The following is a 17,211-nucleotide window of genomic DNA, read 5'->3' on the forward strand; positions in this document are numbered from 1 at the left end:
ATAAGCAAAGCTCTATCAGGCTTTATTACGTAACACCTCAAGGCAGCGTTTCAGCTGTTTATCCATCGGCGCTTCAATTCTCATAACTTCACCAGTGCCTGGATGGGTAAATTTCAATGCTGCAGCGTGCAGAAAGAGTCGGGACAACCCCGTACCAGCCAATTGTTTATCGAACTCACGGTCGCCATAGCGATCGTCAAACGCAATCGGATGCCCTGCATGCTGTGTATGTACACGAATCTGGTGCGTACGCCCGGTCACAGGGCTACAGCGTACAAGAGTGGCAAATGCATAGCGCTCCTCTACTTTAAAGCGCGTTTCCGATGGCTTGCCTTCCTGATTAACTCGCACAATACGCTCACCGCTTTGTAAAATATTCTTTAACAACGGTGCCTGCACGGCTTTGACATGCGACTGCCACTGACCTCTTACCAGCGCCAGGTAGTCTTTTTGCATCCCTTTTTCCCGCAGTTGCTCATGCAGCGAACGCAACGCTGAACGCTTTTTGGCAACTAACAGCACGCCTGAGGTATCACGGTCGAGGCGATGCACCAGCTCGAGGAAACGCGCTTCAGGACGTAGCGCACGTAAGCCTTCAATCACGCCAAAACTTAACCCACTGCCGCCATGCACAGCAGTGCCTGAGGGCTTGTTGAGCACCAGAATATGGTCATCTTCATATAAAATGACATCAGTAAGCGCCGCAACTTTTTGCAGATGCGGTGAAATAGCTTCTTCTTCACGCTCAGCCACGCGCACAGGTGGTATACGCACAATATCCCCGTCTTCGAGCTTATATTCGGGTTTGATGCGTTTTTTGTTCACCCGCACTTCGCCTTTACGCAAAATGCGATAAATCATACTTTTCGGCACACCTTTGAGCTGGGTGCGTAAAAAGTTGTCGATGCGTTGCCCTGCTTCATCGGCAGTAATGGCAACTATTTTTACGGCTGGAGTCTCTGTTTTCATGGGGGCCGATTTTAAATAGCCATCAAGATTCGCGCCACACATTTTTCTATGCTTATATTAACTGCTATACCCTATTACTTAAGTTTGACAGTTCCAATTTGATGGTTATTAAACCAATCACTCTGCGGAAGTGCAAAAACTGTGAGTAACCGGGTGATAAATGGCAAAAGTCATCTTGCTATAACAAGGTTAGCAGTGGAATAATGTGGTCGTCTCCGTGTTGAATCTTGTTAAAACAAGAACTTTTCCGGAATGACCCAATTTTGCCCGACCGATCATCAACGCAGCAATGGCGTAAGACGTATTGATCTTTCAGGCAGTTAGCGGGCTGCGGGTTGCAGTCCTTACCGGTAAAAGGAAGCTTCTCTGGAGAGTTTTCCCAGACTGTTCCCCTGATAATTGCGCTGTGTTTCCGTATGAAATACAGGCAACCGACACTCTGCGCCTCTTTGAGCTGACGATAACCGTGAGGTTGGCGACGCGAATAGACACGAGGCCATCGGTTCACACCCGGAAAGGCATTACTCTGCCCGCAGCTTAGTCGTCAATGTAAGAATAATGAGTAAGTTACGATGAAAAGAATGTTAATTAACGCAACTCAGCAGGAAGAGTTGCGTGTCGCCCTTGTAGATGGGCAGCGTCTGTACGATCTGGATATCGAAAGTCCTGGACACGAGCAGAAAAAAGCAAACATCTATAAAGGCAAAATTACCCGTATTGAACCGAGCCTGGAAGCTGCTTTTGTTGATTACGGCGCTGAACGTCACGGTTTCCTCCCGTTAAAAGAAATTGCCCGCGAATACTTTCCCGCAAACTACAACTCCCATGGTCGTCCAAACATTAAAGATGTGTTGCGCGAAGGCCAGGAAGTAATTGTTCAGATTGATAAAGAAGAACGCGGCAATAAAGGTGCTGCGCTGACCACTTTTATCAGTCTGGCTGGCAGCTATCTGGTTCTGATGCCGAATAACCCGCGCGCGGGTGGTATCTCTCGTCGCATTGAAGGCGATGACCGTACCGAATTAAAAGAAGCGCTGGCAAGCCTGGAACTACCTGATGGTATGGGGCTTATCGTGCGTACCGCAGGCGTCGGCAAATCCGCCGAAGCGCTGCAGTGGGACCTGAGTTTCCGCCTGAAACACTGGGAAGCGATTCAAAAAGCAGCTGAAAGCCGCCCTGCTCCGTTCCTGATCCACCAGGAAAGCAACGTAATTGTTCGCGCATTCCGCGACTATTTACGTCAGGATATTGGTGAAATTCTCATCGATAACCCGAAAGTGATGGAGATGGCACGTCAGCATATCGCTGCGTTAGGTCGTCCGGATTTCAGCAGCAAGATTAAGCTCTACACCGGTGAAATTCCGCTGTTCAGCCATTATCAAATCGAGTCTCAGATTGAATCTGCATTCCAGCGTGAAGTCCGCCTGCCTTCCGGTGGTTCTATCGTTATTGATAGCACCGAAGCACTGACCGCCATCGACATCAACTCCGCACGCGCAACACGCGGTGGCGATATCGAAGAGACCGCATTTAACACCAACCTCGAAGCCGCCGATGAGATTGCTCGTCAGTTACGTCTGCGCGACCTGGGCGGTCTGATCGTCATCGACTTCATCGATATGACTCCGGTTCGTCACCAGCGTGCGGTAGAAAACCGTCTGCGTGAAGCCGTACGTCAGGATAGAGCTCGTATTCAGATCAGCCATATTTCCCGTTTCGGCCTGCTGGAGATGTCTCGCCAGCGTCTGAGTCCGTCACTGGGTGAATCCAGTCATCACGTATGCCCGCGCTGTAGCGGCACTGGCACCGTGCGTGATAACGAATCGCTGTCACTCTCTATTTTGCGTCTGATTGAAGAAGAAGCGCTGAAAGAGAATACTCAGGAAGTTCACGCAATTGTTCCTGTGCCAATTGCGTCTTACCTGCTCAACGAAAAACGCACTGCGGTCAATGCCATTGAAACCCGCCAGAACGGCGTGCGCTGTGTGATCGTGCCAAACGATCAGATGGAAACCCCGCACTATTCCGTACTGCGCGTGCGTAAAGGGGAAGAGACTCCAACCCTGAGTTACCTGCTGCCGAAACTGCACGAAGAAGCGATGGCATTGCCGACAGAAGAAGAATATGTCGAGCGTAAACAGCCTGAACAACCGGCACTTGCGACCTTCGCAATGCCAGATGTTCCGCCTGCGCCTGCTCTGCAGGAGCCAGCCGTTAAAGCGGCTACCGCACCAAAAGCCACGGCAACCGCAACTGAATCTGCACAGCCTGGTTTGTTTAGCCGTTTCCTCGGCGCGCTGAAGTCTATCTTCGGTGGCAATGACGAAGTGAAACCTGTTGAGCAACCAGCTCCGAAAGCTGAAGAGAAATCCGAACGCCAGCAGGATCGTCGCAAACCACGTCAAAACAATCGTCGCGACCGTAACGATCGCCGTGATAATCGCGATAACCGTGGCGATCGTGATAACCGCAATGAGCGCTCTGAAAGCAGCGAGAACCGTGATGAAAATCGCCGTAACCGTCGCCAGGCGCAGCAGCAAAATGCTGAAACACGTGATAACCGCCAGCAGTCTAACGATGCCGCTGACAAAGCGAAATCAGGTGACGAACAGCAGGCTCCGCGCCGTGAACGCAATCGCCGTCGTAACGACGATAAACGTCAGGCACAGCAGGAAGTTAAAGAACTGAATCTGGCTGAACAACCGGCACAGGACACGGAACAGGAAGAGCGCGTACGCCAGCCTCAGACCCGCCGTAAACAGCGTCAGTTAAACCAGAAAGTCCGTTTCACTGATAGTGCGCCGGTCGAAGCTGAAGTGGTTGCCGCAGCGATAGCTGCTGAAGCCCCAGTTGTTCAGCAGGTTGCGCCAGTTGTACCAGCCCAACGTACCGAACTGGCGAAAGTTGATTTGCCAGCTGTCGTTGCACCGGAGCAGGAAGATAACAGCGAAGCGCGCGATTCCAACGGTATGCCGCGTCGTTCCCGCCGTTCTCCTCGCCATCTGCGTGTAAGCGGACAACGTCGCCGTCGTTATCGTGACGAGCGTTATCCGGTTCAGTCACCGATGCCGTTAACTGTTGCATGTGCTTCTCCGGAATTAGCGTCCGGTAAAGTGTGGATCAGCTACCCTGTCGCGCGTCCTCAGGATATGCATGTTGAAGAGCAGCGCGAGCAGGAAGTTACACCTGTCCAACCGGTTGTCGCTGAACAGCAAGCCATTGCTGCTGTCGTTGAAACCGTAGCTGAACCTGTGGTTGAAGCAGTAGCGGAAGCACCGGTTGTGACTGAAGCCATTGTTGCTGAACCTCAGGCTACCGTTGTTGAAACTACGCATCCTGAAGTTATTGCTGCGCCGGTCGAGGAACAACCGCAGATCATCGCTGAATCCGACGAACCTGTTGCTGAAAAAATTGCTTCAGAAGCCGAACCTGTTACAGAAGTCGCTGAAGTGGCTGAAACGCCAGTTGTCGAAGAGCCTGTTGAAGTCGCGGTCTCCCAGCCAGAAGTGGTTGAAGAGGCTGTTGATGAAACACCGGTTGCTCAAGCACCAAAAGATGACGTTGACGTTATTGCCCCCGTCGTGGTGGCTGAAGAAACCGCTACAGCAAGCGCTCCTGCTACTGTGGAAATCCTGGCGGCCCACAGCCATGCAACCGCACCAATGACCCGCGCACCTGCGCCGGAATATGTGCCGGAAGCGCCGCGTCAAAGCGACTGGCAGCGCCCTGCTTTCGCCTTTGATGGTAAAGGTGCAGCAGGCGGGCATAGCGCCACACATCAGGCCACAGCGCCAGCAACGCGCCCACAGCCTGTTGAGTAAGACATAATCGTCACAAAAGCCGACCTTCGGGTCGGCTTTTTTATATCTCGTCTACGCGCTTCATTCCCGCCAGTCGTGGCATTACATCCTTCATCAGCGCCAAAAATTTACGCAATCGGGTAGGATAATAGCGCGCCCAGGGGTACACCAAATGAACCGGCAGTGGCGCTGCATGCCAGTCTGGTAACAGCTCTACCAGGCGCCCATGAACAATATCCTCTTCTACCATCCAGCTTGAAACAATCGCCACTCCCAGCCCTGCAAGGGCTGCATTTCTTGCAACATAAATACTGTCCGTGCTTAACCTGGGAGAAATATTTACCGTAAAGGGTTCATTGTTCTGTTGGTGAAGCAACGACACGCTACGTTGATAAAATGTGCTTAGCGCGATCCAGGGCAGCGATGATAACTGCTCAGGATGCGTAATCTCGTGATACTGCATCAGCAGTTTCGGACTGATCACCATGCTACGGGGAACTTCAGCCAGTAATACCGAGACCGTTGCCGGATCGACCTCGGCCCCGACTCTGATGGCGCAATCTATATTATCGCTGAGAAAATCAACCGTTTTGTCATTGAGCATCCACTCCACCGAGAGCTGCGGGTAACGTGAAAGAAACTGTAATAGCGGCTCAAGGAGCTGCTGCTGGCCGAACGCATGTGGTGCCCGTACCCGAAGCGTACCTACCGGGTCGTCTTCCTTAACATTGAGACCATCTTCCAGCGCCAGCCATGCATCAATAATATGCCTGGCGTGATGATATCCACGCTCACCGTCATCAGTTAATTTCATCGCATGAGTGGTGCGTAAAATCAGTTTAACGCCCAGCAATGTTTCAAGAGACTGCAGCCTCCGGCTTATAGTCGCCTGGGTTGTACCCATCTGTTTTGCCGCCGAAGAGAGCGTTCCCGCTTCAACGATACGTACAAACGTCCGCATCAGCTCAACCCTGTCTATACGTTCTGTTTTAATCATTCCCGCAGTCTCCATACGCCAAACGTATAACTGTTTTACCACCACACTCGCTACCGAACCACCCACTGAAAGATAAAAATAGCCGTACATCTTGTGATTGAGGAATCATTCGTGAACACACATACCGCACTCTCCCGTTGGATCATTTTTGTTATGGCATTGGGCGCTGGGTTCAGCGTTGCTGCTATCTACTATGCCCAGCCTCTATTGCCATTGATGGGCCAGGATCTGGCCTTGAGTATCACCGGGATGGGACTGATTCCGACGCTGACCCAGGCGGGATATGCACTCGGCATTCTATTTTTATTACCACTGGGCGATCGCTATGACCGGCGGACATTAATCCTGCTGAAAAGTCTCTCTCTGGCCGTACTTCTTTTGGCATGCAGCTTTGCCGGACAGCTTCATTCGCTGCTACCAATCAGTCTGCTGATGGGGATGGCAGCCACAATGGCCCAGGATATTGTTCCCGCCGCGGCTATCCTTGCGTCTGAAGGAAAACAGGGTAAAACAGTGGGTACCGTTATGACCGGTCTTCTGTTGGGTATTCTGCTTTCGCGTACCGTCAGTGGCCTGGTGGGCGAGGCATTTGGCTGGAGAGAAATGTATCAACTCTCAGCCGTCAGTATTGCAGTAATTACCGCAATCATGTGGAGAATGCTGCCCCGCTTTACGGTGCATTCCACACTGAACTATCCATCATTAATGCTTTCAATGGCACAGCTCTGGCAACGTTACCCCGCACTGCGCCGTGCTGCGCTGGCACAAGGTTTCCTGTCGATAGCCTTCAGCGCTTTCTGGTCGACACTGGCGGTCATGTTATCCGAACATTACCAAATGGGCAGTGCAGTAGCAGGGGCTTTTGGCGTCGCTGGCGCCGCTGGTGCGCTTGCAGCACCAGTGGCCGGTCACCTCGCAGATAAAGTCGGCGCCGAAAAAGTCACTCAACTTGGTGCTTTGTTAGTTATGTTATCTTTTGCGCTTATGTTCTTTTTACCTGTCTTACCTGTGCCAGGTCAGTGGTTGCTGATTGCCTTTTCTGCGGTAGGCTTTGATCTCGGATTACAGTCAAGTCTGGTGGCCCATCAGAATCTGGTTTATAGCCTGGAACCACAGGCCCGGGGTCGCCTGAATGCTCTGCTGTTTACTATAGTGTTTATCGGTATGGCGCTGGGCTCAGTTCTCGGAAGTCAAGTCTACGCGCTGGCGAACTGGCAAGGCGTGGTGGGGCTAGCGACCCTCAGTAGCACTATTGCGCTGGTGATAAGAATGACTGGTAAAGCGCCGGTTAGTCGGACAGAAACAGCCTAAAAAAATGCCCGCTCCGGGGTGTGAATGGAGCGGGCAGACAAACATATCCAGTTTCATGATATGTTTCAAAAATGGTTGTTACCGATTTATCTGGAACAGCGACATGCCCTGCATATCAGTAAACGCTTTGTAAGAAGCCTGTAATGCCGCCTGCTGCATTACATAGGAAGAGATTGCCGCATTCCAGTCAACATCTACCAGATTACTCATCTGCTGGGTTTGCCCTAATGCACGATCTGCTCCCAGCGAATCCAGTGAACTCAGTTCACTGAGTTGGGTACCTAATTCTGCGCGAACGGACAGGACGTTATTGAGCGAGTTTTTCAGGCCACGGTTGGTTTTATCAATCGCTTCAGCAGCCTTTGCTTTGGCTACATCATCGCCTTCTATCGGCGTGTTCAACGCGGCGATAGCCGTATCCAGCATGACGAATAAATTCGTTTCCGGCTTGCTTCCATCAGGCTCCGGAACAGCGTTACTAGTCACAGAGTTAAATATTTTGTCCCCAGTGTGACCAATTACCATCGTTCGGGAAGCATCGACCTGTTGAGTGATGTTTTCCGTTCCACCAGTATAGGTGCCGTTAGTCTGAGTAAATGGTGCTGCTTCCGTTTTGTATCCACCGAAAATATAGCGACCATTGCCATCTGTGCTGTTTGCCAGGTTCATCAGCTGATCGCGAAGCCCCTGCAAATCTTTGGCGAGTGATGCCCGGTTATCGTCACTTAATGTGCCATTCCCGGCGTTAACAATTTTTTCCTGCGCAGCAGTAATCGCCGTCGTCGCCCGGCTTAACACGTTCTCTTCCAGCGATACTTTCTGCGTCGCGAAAGTACGCGCCAGCGTATACTGGCTGTTCTGCGCTTGTGCCTGAGACAACACGATAGCCTGTGACGCAGCAATTGGATCGTCAGACGGATTAATTACGCGTTTGCCTGTCGACATCTGCTCGCCGAACTTCATCCATTCGGCCTGAGAGTTAGTGATGCCACGCATGTTCTGCTGGTACATCATCTGGGTACTGATACGCATTGAGTCCCTCTCCCTTAGCGAATATTCAGAAGTGCATCAAAGAGTGAGTTCGCAGTTTGCAGGACCTGGGCGTTAGCCAGATAATACTGCTGAAACCGCTGCAAGTTACCGTACTCTTCGTCGAGGTTAACCCCGGAAATAGACTGCTGCTGATTAGAGAGCTGCGTAACCACATTGTTCTGTGTGGTGCTGCTGGTTTTAAGCGTGGCAGTTTTGTTGCCAACATCGCTCACCAGCGTAGCGTACGCGTCGTTAAAGGTTTTATTCCCAACGGTGGATTTAGTTTGCAGATCCAACAGTTTCTGACCGTTGCGGTTATCGCTTTTTCCCTTGTCCTTATCTGGATCCAGGTCATTTTTGGAGACTTCGGCCATGGCGATTTTCGACTCATCGGTCACCATAACTTTCATATCAACGATGGCATTGCTCACAGGTTTCAGAGTAAAGCTATCGTTCGCTTTCGCGCCAGCACCTACCGTTATCTCCATCCCGTCAAAGGACATTTTCCCGCCGGTAACAGTAGCTTTAAAGCTGGTATTGTCTGCCAGACGGGTGACCTGCCAGTCTGTACCATCAAAAACGATTTTATAATCAGTAGCCTGAACAGCGGAGCTGTCAGTAATTTTTGCCGTTAACGAGCCTGTACCGGTATTTTTGGCATTACTGAATGTAGACGGGCTGCCGATGGCAAAGAAATCTTTGCCCGCATCACCGTTGGCATCAAATCCCTCTTTGTGCTGCGTATTAAACGCATCTGCAAAGGCGAGTGCCAGTTGGCCCAGGGTATTACGCGTCTGGTCCAGCTCCTCAGAGCGAAACGTCAACAGTCCACCCAGCGAACCGGTATTCAATAGTTTCTCTGGAATTTCAATATTTCCGGCAACGCTGTCAACATACGCTACAGTAGTACGGGAAGGATCGGCGCTGGAAGGTACAGCCGCGAGCTGACGGGCATTGCTACCCTGCACCAGCGAATAACCATTCGCCATGTTCACGTTGTAAGTGCCACCGTCCTGAACGCTGACTTCCACACCCACAATCTTGTTCAACTCGCTCACGAGCTGATCACGCTGATCAAGCAGGTCGTTAGGTGATGCACCTGCGCCAACGCCGGTCAAACGGGAGATTTGATCGTTGAGACTGGCGATTTGCTTCGAATAGTTATTGATCTGGTCAACGCTGGCGTTGATAGCGATATTTACCTGTTTATCCTGATCGCGCAGGTACTGGTCAGTCGTTTTAAACTGATTGACTAAACCATCGGCTTTGCCAATCAGCGCCTGGCGTGCCGCCGGATCTTCTGCGTTACTGACCAGTGTTTGCAGGCTGGTGAAAAAACCCTGCATTGAAGTCGAAATTGAGCTGGTTTTACTGGAAAGCAGATTGTCAATTTTCGACATTTGTTCATAACGTGTCGTCAGACCGCTACTCTGATTCTGCGCTGCACGTAACTGATTAGTGATGAATGAATCATACTCACGCTGCACGCCAGAAACATAAACACCATTGCCAACCCAGCCCCCCGCCCCCAGCGTGCTGTTCAATTGCGCCATAATTGTCGTTTGCCGAGTGTAACCGGCGACGTTATAGCTGTTGATGTTATTACTGGTCGTGTTCAACGCGGCCTGCGCTGCGCTGAGTCCACTCATGGCGTTATTGATCAAGCTGGACATGGAGGTTCCTTGTAATCCTTCAATACTCGTTATTATCGGCAGCGGTTTTGTAGACTTGAGCTATTTAAAAGAGATTGTCGAGATTCGTACTGTAGGTTTTACTCACTTTCTCACTCATTGATTTCAACTGCTGGATCATACTGGTTAATTTACGCGCATAATTAGGGTCGGTGGCGTAACCTGCGTTCTGCAGCGCCTGTGCCCCCTGCTCTGCGGTTGCGGCAACGGTCACCGCCGCGTAGCGCGGATTACGCGAGATTAACCCGACATAATCCGACAACGCCTCAAGATAAGAGCTATAGACGCGGAATCTGGCTTTCACCTTTTTCGCCTCGCCGTTTTCATATTCGGTAGTGGTGATTTCGGTTGTCGGTCCTTTCCAGCTTCCCGAGGCCTTCACGCCAAAAATGTTAAAGCTTGGCTCACCGTTCTCACGACGAATTTGTCGCTGTCCCCATCCGGATTCCAGCGCGGCCTGCGCCAGAATCAGATGATGGGGTACACCGCTCTGCTGACTTGCCAGTTTTGCCGGTAGCGAAAGCTGGGCCAGGAAGTCTTTGCTGTCGCCCGACAGCGGCTCATCGTTGCTTTCTGTCGTTCTGGGGAGTGCTTTACGGACCAGTTGGGTCAGTGCCTGATTTTGATAGCTGGTCACCGTTTCCAGTGAGAACTTCATTGGCACCTGTGGCGTATCATCAGCAGGCTGCGCCTGACCCTCTGTCATTTGCTTAACCATCATTTCCGCCAGCCCCAGTCCTTTACCTGCGGTCATCTGCTGGGCAATTTGCTGGTCATACATGCTGGTGTACAAACGCGTGGAGTCGCTGCTAAACACACCGTCTTTCGGCAGCGCCTCACGCATACTTTTCAGCATCATCTGCACGAACATCCCTTCCACCTGGCGAGCGACCGGACGGATATTCGCCGCCGGATCCTGGCCCGCTTTCGCTTTCAGTTCGTTCAGCGACTGTGCATCCCAGGCAGCACTGGTGAGCAGTTTGCTATCGCCAATCATCAGATGATTTCCAGTTTGGCACGCAGGCAACCTGCGCTCTGCATTGACTGCAGAATGGACATCAGATCCATTGGCGTTGCGCCGAGGGCATTAAGCGCGCGTACAACGTTGTTCAGATTGGCGCTGGAACGCACACTTTGCAACGAACCACTGCTCTGGCGCAGATCGATCTGGGTTTGCGGCGTCACCACGGTTTGGCCACCGCCAAACGGCGTATCTGGCTGGCTGACGTTAGCCTGACGATTAACTGTAATCGACAGATTACCCTGCGCAACAGCACAGCTGTCCAGCGTGACTTCGCGGTTCATCACCACGGACCCCGTACGCGAGTTAATAATCACTTTCGCATCCTGCGGCGTAACGTTTACCTCAATATTCTGAATGTCGGCCAGGAAGCGTACCTGTGAACTATTACCGCTGGGCACACGCACCTGAATCGTCCGCGCATCCAGCGCGGTGGCGCTACCAAAACCACGAGAGCGGTTGATGGTGTCGGTAATCTGTTGCGCCATAGTGAAATCTTCATTATTGAGCTGCAGATTAATGGTGTTGCCGCCACCAAACTGGCTGGGCAATTCACGTTCAATGATGGCCCCGTTGGTAATACGCCCACCATTAAGCTGGTTAACCTGTACGCTACTGCCTCCTGCTGAAGCCCCCGCGCCACCAACCAGAATATTCCCCTGCGCCAGCGCATAGACCTGACTATCGACTCCTTTCAAAGGGGTCATCAGCAGCGTGCCACCGCGCAGGCTTTTGGCGTTACCCATTGAAGAGACCACTACATCAATGGTTTGTCCCTGACGTCCAAATGCCGGGAATGATGCCGTAACCATTACCGCCGCCACGTTTTTCAATTGCATGTTAGTTCCGGTCGGAACGGTGATCCCCAATTGGGAGAGCATGTTATTGAGCGTTTGCGTGGTGAATGGCGTCTGAGTTGTCTGGTCACCCGTACCGTCCAGCCCCACCACCAACCCATAGCCAATCAGTGAGTTTTCACGTACACCCTGAACGCTGGTCAGATCACGTATACGATCGGCATGAGCAAACGTGGCTGACAGCACCAGTACCATTCCAACAAGAGCTTTAATCACTGGATACCCCGCTTACATCGGCGACAAATTAAGGAAGAAACGCTGCAACCAGCCCATATTCTGCGCTTCGTTGATATAGCCGTTACCGACATATTCAATACGCGCATCCGCAACCTGAGTTGACGGAACGGAGTTGCTGCCACTGATGGTGCGCGGGTTAACGACCCCGGAGAAACGGATAAATTCAGTGCCCTGATTGATGGCGATCTGTTTTTCACCCACAACGTGTAAATTGCCATTCACCAGAACCTGGTCAACGGTCACCGTCAATGTGCCGCTAAAGGTGTTACTGGCGTTCGCGCCACCTTTACCATTGAAGGTATTGCCGCCAGAAGCTTCCACGTCGGCACGCTCGTTGCCAAACAATCCCTGCAGATAACGTGGCACCGTGTCAAAGCCGAAGTTAGTCTTGCCATCACGGCTGGCGTTAGCGGAAGAGCTTTTGCTCGCGCTGACATTTTCCTGCAATACGATGGTCAGTGTATCGCCAATATTACGTGGACGGCGGTCTTCAAATAGCGGTTGATAGCCATAGTTAATCGGCTGTGCCGACTGGAATATAGAGCCGTTCGCGACCGGCGTCGGGCCAGGGATCGGTTGGGCAGACGTCGCGCCCTGCACGAGCGGAGTGGCCGGGATCCAGGCGCATCCTGTCAGCGAAACCACCAACAGGGCTAAAATCGGGTAAGGGTGAAGCGCGTATTTTCGCATTGCCTTCATCTTCAAAATCAGTGTGCCGGCGAGACACCCGCCCCGCCGGACAACACTTTAGAGTTGCGTCAGTTTCTGCAGCATCTGATCGGTGGTAGATACCGCTTTACTGTTGATTTCATAAGCGCGCTGAACCTGGATCATATTCACCAGCTCTTCCGCCACATTCACGTTAGAGGTTTCAACATAGCCCTGATAAAGTAGCCCCGCGCCGTTAAGCCCCGGTGTACTCTCATTCGGCGCGCCGGAGGATTGCGTTTCGGTGTACAGATTCTCACCAATGCTTTCCAGACCGGTATCGTTCATAAAAGTGGTCAGGTTGAGCTGTCCTACCTGAACAGGTGCAGCTTGCCCCTGCTGCGTAACGCTGACGATGCCGTCTCGCCCAATGGTGATGCTCAGCGAGTTTGCAGGGATGGTGATAGCAGGCTGAACCTGAAAACCACCCGCCGTCACCAGCTGACCATTCTGATCTACCTGGAAAGAACCATCACGGGTATAAGCTGAGGTACCATCCGGCAGCATGACCTGGAAAAATCCCTGACCTTTAATAGCAACGTCTTTGCTGTTGTTGGTCTGTGACAGGTTGCCCTGGCTGTGTAAACGCTCAGTCGCAACCGGACGCACACCGGTACCGATTTGCAGGCCTGAAGGCAGTACGGTCTGTTCCGAAGACTGCGCGCCAGGTTGACGAATCGTCTGGTACAGCAGATCTTCAAACACCGCACGTTGACGTTTAAAACCATTGGTACTGACGTTTGCCAGGTTGTTGGCAATCACATCCATGTTGGTTTGCTGCGCATCCAGGCCGGTTTTGGCGATCCATAATGAACTGATCATAAAATGTCCTGTATTAACTCATCGACAGCAGTTGGTTGGCACGACCCGCGTTATCATCCACGCTACTGATAATCTTCATCTGCATTTCGAAGCGGCGAGCGCTGGCGATCATGTCGCTCATCGCGGCAACCGGTTTGACGTTACTGCCTTCCAGCACACCCGACATTACGCGGATGCTTGGGTCAGCCTGCAACGTCGGTCCACGGGTCGCCTGTGCAGCCGCGCTCAGACGAAACATACCGTCATCACCACGTTGCACTTCACTCCCTGTTGCCTTCACCAGCTTCAAACGCCCCACTGGTGCTACCGTATTCGCCGGATCGCCTGGGTTGAGTGCGGAAATCGTCCCGTCAGCAGCGATGGTCACTTCCGACCCTTCCGGAACCGCTATTGGCCCGGCTTCGCCAATCACCGGATGTCCCTGAATCGTCAGTTCACCGGTCGGACTCACCTGAATTGCGCCATTGCGGGTATACCCTTCGCTACCGTCAGCGGTCTGCACCGCCAGCCAACCATCCTGTTGCAACGCCACGTCCAGTGGACGAGAGGTGTAGTCCATCTGGCCAGGCGTCATATCGGCCCCCGGCGTTGAAGCCACCACCAGCGTACGCGTTGGCAAAGAGAGTCCTTCAACAGGTACCGCACGCAGCGCGTTAAGCTGCGCGCGGAAACCCGGCGTGGAGGCATTTGCCAGGTTGCTGGCCGTCACCGCCTGCTGATTTAGCGTCTGACTGGCCGCGCCCATGGCGGTATATATTGCGTGATCCATTAAGCCATCCCGTCAGGCGCTTAGCGCAGGTTGACCAGCGTGTTGAGGATCTGATCCTGGGTTTTGATAGTCTGCGCATTCGACTGATAGTTGCGCTGCGCGACGATCATGTTCACCAGTTCTTTACTCAAATCTACGTTTGATGATTCCAGCGCACCGTTAGTCAGTTTGCCGAAGTTACCAGTACCTGCAGTACCGAGCAGTGCCACGCCAGAGGACTGTGTCGCGGCCCAGACGTTATCGCCCTGAGAAGCCAGACCTTCATTATTGGCAAAGTTAGCCAGCACGATCTGCCCCAGAACCTGTTTCTGTTCGTTGGAGTAGTTACCCACCACGGTACCGTCGTTGTTAATCTGATAGCTCACCAGATCGCCCGGTTTGTAACCATTCTGGTTGGTGGCAACGATGTTGTTGGCACCCGTGTTTTGCTGCATAGAGTTCAGGAAGCTGAGAGAGAAACCAGCCGGAACCGCGCCATTGATGGCACCGGTAGTGATCTGAATCTGCGGTTGAGCGTTAGCAGGACCTTCAACCAGGTGTTTAGGTCCAGTTGGATCTAGCGGGTCTACTGGTTCTTCAACATAGTTATTCACTGAGGCCAGCGTGCCGTTAGCACTAAAATTCATCACAGCATTTTTAGTGGCGACTGACCCGGCAACGCTGGCATCCTGGGTATAGACATCCCATTTGTTATCCGTAGTTTTGACATAAAAAATATTCATGTCATGGGCATTACCCTGGCTATCGAAAACGGTAACGGTGCCTTTTTTGTTGTACGAATCCGCATCACTCGGGTTGAATGGTGCTTTTGACGGGACCTTGTCAGTTGAGTTCAGGTTGATCTGCATTGACGCAGTGGTCGTGGCTTTTGCCGCCATCAGGGTATTCGGGATGGTGATCGGTGCCGGGTTAGCGCCCTGTTGAACCGTTGGCGGTGTCCCGGTGGCCGGATAACCTGTCAATTGCAGCCCCTGCATGTTGACGATATTGCGGTTTTCATCGAGCTTGAACTGGCCGTTACGGCTGTAAAACACTGAACCGTTGCTGTCGACCATGCGGAAGAAACCGTTTTGGCTGATGGCAACATCCAGACCACGTCCGGTATTAGTTGTAGTGCCATCGGTAAAGTCCTGGGTTATACCCGCAACTTTAACACCCAGACCCACTTTAGAGCCGGCAAACATATCCGCAAATGAGGCCGTACCGGATTTAAAACCATAGGTGGCGGAGTTGGCGATGTTATTACCAATGACATCGAGGTTGGTCGCTGCAGCGTTCAGACCGCTGACCGCTTGAGAAAAGGCCATGACTTACTCCTGATAAGTGTGAAGGCTTAGATTATTTGCCGTACTTCGTCGAGGGTGGTGGTTCCATAGGTGCCCAGGTCCAGCGTATTACCGCCATTACTGCGAATAACCCCCTGCACCAGCGCAAACTGAAGAGGCTGCGCCACGAGTTGCGTACCACCATTGCTGGCGGAAATCGCGACGTTGTAAGAGCCGTTCGGCGCAGCCGTGCCATCTGTCATGGTGCCGTCCCAGCTAAAGGTATGCACACCCGCCTTCAACCCACCGATCTCAATGGTGCGAATGACCTTACCGTCCTTATCGGTAATGGTCGCGGTGACCTTATCTGCTGGCTGCTGCAGTTCAACGCCAAACGGCGTAGTGGTGGTCGTTGCTCCCTCTTCCGTTCCTTTGCCGGTAAGGATAGTGGTCCCCGGGATCATGACACCGTGGCCGATAAGGGTACTGGCCTGCAGCGACTGACTGTTGTCGATTTGTCCGGAGATCGAGCCCAGCGTGGTGTTCAGTTTCTCAATACCGCTCACGGTGCTAATCTGCGCCAGCTGGGTGGTCAGCTCATTGTTTTGCATAGGATTGGTCGGATCCTGGTTTTTCAGCTGTGCAACCAGGAGCGTCAGAAAGCTGCTTTGCAGATCGGCAGCATTGCTGCCTGTCAGCGAACTTTTGCTACTGGCAGCATTAACGCCCGTACTGCTCGGGTCATTCATTTTTACAGCAATTGACATGTGCGCCTCCTTTACTGGCCTAGCGTCAGCGTTTTAAGCATCAAGCTTTTCACTGTGTTGAGCACTTCAACGTTTGCCTGATAGCTACGCGAGGCTGACATGGTGTTGACCATCTCCCCGACCACGTCCACATTCGGCATTTTTACGTAACCATTTGCATCGGCCAGCGGATTGCCAGGTTCATAAACCAGCTTATCTGGCGCCTGACTTTCAATGACGTCAGCGACTTTTACGCCGCCGGTAGCCGCACCCGGCGCTGCATCGACCTGAAAAACAACCTGCTTCGCGCGATACGGCTGGCCATCGGGTCCGGTCACGCTGTCCGCATTCGCCATGTTGCTGGCCGCGACGTTCAGGCGCTGGGATTGCGCCGTCAGCGCGGAGCCTGCGATATCAAAAATATTTAACAGCGCCACGAATTAGTTCCCTCCTTGCAGCACGTTCATCATGCCTTTGATTTGTCCACCCAATGCGGTAAGCCCCATCTGATACTTGAGACTGTTGTCCGCAAACTGTGTGCGTTCCCGATCCATATCAACCGTGTTGCCATCCAGGGACGGTTGGTCTGGGATGCGATAGAGCAACTCCGTGGAGGGAGCCGAGGTGGTCTGGGCCGGAATATGTTGTGCAGAGGTCAGCGTCAACGAGACACCGCCGGTTTCTTCCCGTCCTCGCACCATGACTTTTTTTAACTCACTGGCGAAATCCAGGTCACGCGCCTGGTACCCTGGCGTGTCGGCATTGGCAATGTTGGCCGCTAATACTTCCTGGCGTTGGGCGCGCAGATTCAGCGCTTCTTGTTGAAAACGTAAGGCGGCGTCGAGCTTATCGAGCATATCTCCTCCGCAAATGACAAAATTCAGCCGACAGCTTAAATCCCATCACGCGCGCGTTATCGTCGGAATAAACGCAAAATGCGTCGCTATTTGTTGCGTTGATGACTGCCTCACACAGGTAAAATCCCG

The 17,211-nt window shown here is 52.4% G+C and carries 15 protein-coding genes; 2 read left to right on the plus strand and 13 right to left on the minus strand.

The genetic code is table 11. The features are described from left to right. Positions 1 to 15: 15 nt before the first annotated feature. Positions 16 to 969, minus strand: a complete 954-nt coding sequence (rluC, locus tag SK36_RS12330; RefSeq protein WP_167493963.1) for a 23S rRNA pseudouridine(955/2504/2580) synthase RluC — start codon at positions 967 to 969, stop codon at positions 16 to 18. A gap of 572 nt (positions 970 to 1,541) precedes the next feature. Between rluC and rne the strand changes: the two genes are divergently transcribed. Further along, positions 1,542 to 4,790: a ribonuclease E gene (gene rne, locus SK36_RS12335; RefSeq protein ID WP_048221654.1), complete on the plus strand. Its 3,249-nt coding sequence runs from the start codon at positions 1,542 to 1,544 to the stop codon at positions 4,788 to 4,790. 40 nt (positions 4,791 to 4,830) lie between these two features. On the opposite strand, the gene SK36_RS12340 is transcribed toward rne, so the two are convergent. After that, a complete protein-coding gene (locus SK36_RS12340) occupies positions 4,831 to 5,856 on the minus strand; it encodes a LysR family transcriptional regulator (protein ID WP_075261782.1) in 1,026 nt (341 codons plus the stop codon). 21 nt (positions 5,857 to 5,877) lie between these two features. On the opposite strand from SK36_RS12340, the gene SK36_RS12345 reads away from it, so the two are divergent. Next, on the plus strand, positions 5,878 to 7,077 hold the full coding sequence (locus SK36_RS12345) for an MFS transporter (RefSeq protein WP_048221656.1): 1,200 nt from the start codon (positions 5,878 to 5,880) through the stop codon (positions 7,075 to 7,077). 78 nt (positions 7,078 to 7,155) lie between these two features. Here the strand turns inward: SK36_RS12345 and flgL are convergent, their stop codons facing one another. The 11 genes from flgL to flgB form a co-directional block, all read right to left on the minus strand. Next, positions 7,156 to 8,109 (minus strand): flagellar hook-associated protein FlgL, encoded by a 954-nt coding sequence (flgL, locus tag SK36_RS12350; protein WP_045441687.1) that lies wholly within the window; start codon positions 8,107 to 8,109, stop codon positions 7,156 to 7,158. 14 nt (positions 8,110 to 8,123) lie between these two features. Further along, positions 8,124 to 9,782 carry a flagellar hook-associated protein FlgK gene (gene flgK / locus SK36_RS12355; RefSeq protein WP_048221657.1) on the minus strand — a complete coding sequence of 553 codons (1,659 nt, stop codon included), beginning with the start codon at positions 9,780 to 9,782 and terminating at the stop codon, positions 8,124 to 8,126. 64 nt (positions 9,783 to 9,846) lie between these two features. Then, on the minus strand, positions 9,847 to 10,797 hold the full coding sequence (flgJ, locus tag SK36_RS12360) for a flagellar assembly peptidoglycan hydrolase FlgJ (protein WP_048221658.1): 951 nt from the start codon (positions 10,795 to 10,797) through the stop codon (positions 9,847 to 9,849). Continuing rightward, complete coding sequence (locus SK36_RS12365; protein ID WP_233617170.1) at positions 10,797 to 11,873, minus strand: flagellar basal body P-ring protein FlgI; 1,077 nt, start codon at positions 11,871 to 11,873, stop codon at positions 10,797 to 10,799. The genes flgJ and SK36_RS12365 overlap by 1 nt, the downstream gene beginning before the upstream one ends. Positions 11,874 to 11,906: 33 nt before the next feature. After that, entirely contained in the window at positions 11,907 to 12,605 is a 699-nt protein-coding gene (gene flgH / locus SK36_RS12370) for a flagellar basal body L-ring protein FlgH (protein ID WP_032939885.1), read from the minus strand. Between the two features lie 57 nt (positions 12,606 to 12,662). Then, positions 12,663 to 13,445: a flagellar basal-body rod protein FlgG gene (flgG, locus tag SK36_RS12375; protein ID WP_045441663.1), complete on the minus strand. Its 783-nt coding sequence runs from the start codon at positions 13,443 to 13,445 to the stop codon at positions 12,663 to 12,665. Between the two features lie 13 nt (positions 13,446 to 13,458). Next, positions 13,459 to 14,214, minus strand: coding sequence for a flagellar basal body rod protein FlgF (locus SK36_RS12380; RefSeq protein WP_048211227.1), 756 nt, complete (start codon positions 14,212 to 14,214; stop codon positions 13,459 to 13,461). A gap of 20 nt (positions 14,215 to 14,234) precedes the next feature. Further along, on the minus strand, positions 14,235 to 15,521 hold the full coding sequence (flgE, locus tag SK36_RS12385) for a flagellar hook protein FlgE (protein WP_045441659.1): 1,287 nt from the start codon (positions 15,519 to 15,521) through the stop codon (positions 14,235 to 14,237). Positions 15,522 to 15,547: 26 nt separating this feature from the next. After that, complete coding sequence (gene flgD, locus SK36_RS12390; RefSeq protein ID WP_045441657.1) at positions 15,548 to 16,246, minus strand: flagellar hook assembly protein FlgD; 699 nt, start codon at positions 16,244 to 16,246, stop codon at positions 15,548 to 15,550. Between the two features lie 11 nt (positions 16,247 to 16,257). After that, on the minus strand, positions 16,258 to 16,662 hold the full coding sequence (flgC, locus tag SK36_RS12395; protein ID WP_045441655.1) for a flagellar basal body rod protein FlgC: 405 nt from the start codon (positions 16,660 to 16,662) through the stop codon (positions 16,258 to 16,260). 3 nt (positions 16,663 to 16,665) lie between these two features. After that, positions 16,666 to 17,082, minus strand: coding sequence for a flagellar basal body rod protein FlgB (gene flgB, locus SK36_RS12400; protein ID WP_048221659.1), 417 nt, complete (start codon positions 17,080 to 17,082; stop codon positions 16,666 to 16,668). Positions 17,083 to 17,211: the final 129 nt, after the last annotated feature.

The sequence above is a fragment of the Citrobacter sp. MGH106 genome, assembly GCF_001037495.1.
Lineage (GTDB): Bacteria > Pseudomonadota > Gammaproteobacteria > Enterobacterales > Enterobacteriaceae > Citrobacter > Citrobacter murliniae.

Bases quoted from the DNA above. Each gene is read 5' to 3' on its own strand.
- rluC (WP_167493963.1), bottom strand. From the start codon at position 969: ATGAAAACAGAGACTCCAGCCGTAAAAATAGTTGCCATTACTGCCGAT.
- rne (WP_048221654.1), top strand. From the start codon at position 1,542: ATGAAAAGAATGTTAATTAACGCAACTCAGCAGGAAGAGTTGCGTGTC.
- SK36_RS12340 (WP_075261782.1), bottom strand. From the start codon at position 5,856: ATGTACGGCTATTTTTATCTTTCAGTGGGTGGTTCGGTAGCGAGTGTG.
- flgL (WP_045441687.1), bottom strand. From the start codon at position 8,109: ATGCGTATCAGTACCCAGATGATGTACCAGCAGAACATGCGTGGCATC.
- flgK (WP_048221657.1), bottom strand. From the start codon at position 9,782: ATGTCCAGCTTGATCAATAACGCCATGAGTGGACTCAGCGCAGCGCAG.
- flgJ (WP_048221658.1), bottom strand. From the start codon at position 10,797: ATGATTGGCGATAGCAAACTGCTCACCAGTGCTGCCTGGGATGCACAG.
- SK36_RS12365 (WP_233617170.1), bottom strand. From the start codon at position 11,873: ATGGTACTGGTGCTGTCAGCCACGTTTGCTCATGCCGATCGTATACGT.
- flgH (WP_032939885.1), bottom strand. From the start codon at position 12,605: ATGCGAAAATACGCGCTTCACCCTTACCCGATTTTAGCCCTGTTGGTG.
- flgG (WP_045441663.1), bottom strand. From the start codon at position 13,445: ATGATCAGTTCATTATGGATCGCCAAAACCGGCCTGGATGCGCAGCAA.
- SK36_RS12380 (WP_048211227.1), bottom strand. From the start codon at position 14,214: ATGGATCACGCAATATATACCGCCATGGGCGCGGCCAGTCAGACGCTA.
- flgE (WP_045441659.1), bottom strand. From the start codon at position 15,521: ATGGCCTTTTCTCAAGCGGTCAGCGGTCTGAACGCTGCAGCGACCAAC.
- flgD (WP_045441657.1), bottom strand. From the start codon at position 16,246: ATGTCAATTGCTGTAAAAATGAATGACCCGAGCAGTACGGGCGTTAAT.
- flgB (WP_048221659.1), bottom strand. From the start codon at position 17,082: ATGCTCGATAAGCTCGACGCCGCCTTACGTTTTCAACAAGAAGCGCTG.